Source organism: Caldisalinibacter kiritimatiensis (assembly GCF_000387765.1).
Lineage (GTDB): Bacteria > Bacillota > Clostridia > Tissierellales > Caldisalinibacteraceae > Caldisalinibacter > Caldisalinibacter kiritimatiensis.
Window position 1 is genome coordinate 1 of record NZ_ARZA01000208.1, and the last position, 3,491, is coordinate 3,491.

Annotated in this window: 3 protein-coding genes and 1 pseudogene; all 4 read left to right on the plus strand. The window is 32.6% G+C overall.

Translation table 11 applies throughout. The features are described from left to right. Nucleotides 1–313 precede the first annotated feature (313 nt). Nucleotides 314–655, plus strand: a pseudogene (locus L21TH_RS15110) (heavy-metal-associated domain-containing protein); the annotation flags it as partial. 150 nt (nt 656–805) lie between these two features. Further along, nucleotides 806–2,629 (plus strand): copper-translocating P-type ATPase, encoded by a 1,824-nt coding sequence (locus tag L21TH_RS09465; RefSeq protein WP_278244300.1) that lies wholly within the window; start codon nt 806–808, stop codon nt 2,627–2,629. Nucleotides 2,630–2,733: 104 nt separating this feature from the next. Continuing rightward, nucleotides 2,734–2,940 carry a heavy-metal-associated domain-containing protein gene (locus L21TH_RS09470; RefSeq protein ID WP_006314818.1) on the plus strand — a complete coding sequence of 69 codons (207 nt, stop codon included), beginning with the start codon at nt 2,734–2,736 and terminating at the stop codon, nt 2,938–2,940. A gap of 42 nt (nt 2,941–2,982) precedes the next feature. Then, nucleotides 2,983–3,246: a metal-sensing transcriptional repressor gene (locus tag L21TH_RS09475; protein ID WP_006314819.1), complete on the plus strand. Its 264-nt coding sequence runs from the start codon at nt 2,983–2,985 to the stop codon at nt 3,244–3,246. The last annotated feature ends 245 nt before the right edge of the window (nt 3,247–3,491 follow it).

A 3,491-nucleotide genomic window follows, 5' to 3' on the forward strand; every position in this document is an offset into this window, starting at 1 on the left:
AGAACTAAGAACTGACTAAAAAGCTACTAACTACTAACAACGAACTACTAACTAACAAATTGACGAAGTCGATTTTGTTCTATAAATATCCCTTGACCGTTCATTGAAAATATGGTATAACAAAAACATACACCCCACATGGGGAGGGGTAGAATATAATTGACAATTTATAATGGATAATTGGCAATTAAAGGATTAAGTTACTTTTTCATTGGGAATCTTAAATCTATAAACAATTATGAAAGGAGTGTAGACAATGGCATATAGAAAAGTAACCATAAAAGTAACAGGAATGACATGAGCATCTTGTGCTAGTAGGGTAGAGGGTGCTCTATCAAAATTAGAAGGTGTAAAATCAGCAGTGGTAAACTTGATTGCAGAAAAGGCTACTATAGAATATGACTCAGAAAAAATTAATGTCGAAAAGATAATTGATGCTATAAAAAATTCAGGATATAGCGTTTCAACTAGTAAGTTGGACTTATATATAGAAGGAATGACATGTGCAGCTTGTTCAGCAAGGGTAGAAAAGGCATTAAATAAAGTTGAGGGTGTACAGAAGGCTAATGTTAATTTAGCCACTAACAAAGCTACTATTGAATTTAATGAAGGAGAAGTAACAGCAGAGGAATTGATAAAAACAGTTGAAAAGACTGGATATAAAGCAAAGAAGATAGAACAAATAAAAGAAGAGGATGAAAATACTAAAAAGGATAAAGAAATCCAGAATTTAAAAAGACTGTTCATTATTTCATTAATACTTAGTTTACCATTATTTTCAGCTATGTTTTTTCACATGGCTGGTATGGAAACTATTTTAGGAAATGGGTATTTTCAGCTGATATTAGCAACTCCTGTTCAATTCATAATAGGTTATAGATTTTACAAAGGTGCTTATCATTCCCTTAAGGGTGGGGGAGCTAATATGGACGTATTAGTTGCAATAGGTACGTCAGCTGCTTACTTTTACAGCTTATACAACGTATTAGTAGGTATCCCACATTACTACTTTGAATCATCAGCAGTTATTATTACTTTAATTTTATTAGGTAAAATGTTAGAGGCTATAGCTAAAGGTAAAACTTCAGAGGCTATAAAGAAGTTAATTGGATTACAGGCTAAGACTGCCAGAGTAATAAGAAATGGAGAAGAACAAGATATCCCTGTAGAAGAAGTAGTAGAAGGAGATGTAGTGATAGTTCGACCAGGTGAAAAAATACCGGTTGATGGAAAAATAATAGAAGGAAATTCATCTGTGGATGAATCCATGTTAACTGGAGAAAGCATTCCAGTAGATAAAAGAAAGGGCGATGAAGTAGTAGGCTCAACAATCAATAAGCATGGAACCTTTAAATTTACTGCGACAAAGGTAGGTAAAGACACTGTTTTAGCTCAAATAATTAAATTAGTAGAAGAAGCACAAGGCTCAAAGGCTCCAGTTCAAAGACTAGCAGATAAGATATCGGGAGTTTTTGTACCTACAGTGGTTAGTATATCAATAATAACTTTTATTGCTTGGTATTTGGTAACTGGAAACTTTACTAATGCACTAATTAGTTCTGTTGCAGTATTAGTTATAGCGTGTCCTTGTGCATTAGGGTTAGCTACACCTACTGCTATAATGGTAGGCACAGGTAAAGGAGCTGAAAATGGAATATTAATAAAAGGTGGGGAGTATCTAGAAAAGGCCCATAGTATAGATACTATTGTTTTTGACAAGACAGGAACTATAACAAAGGGTGAACCAGAGGTAACAGATATAATATCTTTTGCTAAAGACGAGGATACAGTTCTTACATTGGCGGCAAGTGCTGAAAAGGGCTCAGAACATCCATTAGGAGAGGCAATAGTTAAAAGAGCAAAGGAAAAAGAAATTGAATTTAAAGAAATTGAAAACTTCGAAGCAATACCAGGAAAAGGAATACAGGCAGTTATCGAAGGTAAAACAATCTATGTTGGTAACAGGAAACTAATGATAGAAAAGGATATAGAAATTGACAATATAGAGCAGGATATTTCTAAATTGGAACAAGAAGGTAAAACTGCTATGCTAGTATCTGTTTCTGATAAAGTAATAGGAATAATAGCAGTAGCAGATACTATTAAAGAAGGGTCAAAGGAAGCTATACAACAATTAAGGGACATGGGTGTAGAAATATATATGTTGACTGGAGATAATCAAAGGACAGCCAATGCAATAGCTAAAGAAGTAGGAATTAAAAATGTAATAGCAGAGGTGTTACCAGAGAACAAAGCAGAAAAAATAGAGGAACTAAGGAATCAAGGCAAAAGAGTAGGTATGGTTGGAGATGGTATAAACGATGCTCCAGCATTGACTATAGCTGATGTAGGTTTTGCTATAGGTACAGGAACAGATATAGCTATGGAGGCTGCCGATATTACTTTAATGAAAGGTAATTTAAAAGATATAGTAGCTTCAATAGAGCTTAGCAGAAAAACTATGAGAACAATAAAGCAAAATCTATTTTGGGCCTTTGCATACAATACTGCTGGAATTCCACTAGCTGCATTTGGATTTTTAAGCCCTATGATAGCAGGTGCTGCTATGGCTTTAAGCTCAGTATCTGTTGTATCAAATTCACTAAGACTTAAGAGATATAGAGTTTAGTTAGTAGTTAGTTGTTAGTAGTCAGTTGCGTAAAAAGCTCATAGTTCCTAGCTCTCAGCTTTTAGGAAAAATATATAAAAAAATATAAAAGGAGTGGTATAATTATGAAGAAAGCTATCAAAATAGAGGGAATGAGTTGTCAACATTGTGTTATGGCTGTAAAAAATGCTCTTCAACAGGTTAAAGGAGTTAAAACAGTAGATGTAGATTCACAAAATAGTAAAGCAGTAGTAGAGGTAGAGAACGCTAATGATAATGAGTTGAAAAAGGCAGTTAACGAAGCGGGATATGATGTAGTGGATATAAAGTAGAGTTTATAGATATTTCAGTTTGAATAAAGGGGGTATTTTATTGTGAATGAGGGAAGAAAAAAAGCATTAAATCTATTAAAAACAGCAAGGGGACAAATAGATGGTGTTATTAAAATGATAGAAGAGGACAGATATTGTGTTGATATATCTAAACAAATATTAGCAATACAGTCCCTCGTAAAAAAGGCTAATCTAAACATTTTAGACCAGCATATAAAAAATTGTGTAACCGACGCAATTTTAGAAGGAAAAGGTGAAGAAAAGATAGAAGAGGTTATGAACATCATAGATAAATATCTTAAATAATTTTTGGAATAGAAAAGACTAAAATAGCAAAAAATAAATTTTCTGAAAATTATACACCGAAAAATGTGAATAAATGCTATAATCTGTGGATAAATAAATTCACCAATCGAAGTTATCCACAGATTTTGTATATTTTTAATGATATAAAATTTATCGAAAATTATAACTATATAAAGAAGAAATTAAAAATAAGTGATAAGGCCAAAATACAAAATTTCATTACAACAGTTAATAATAATTATTAT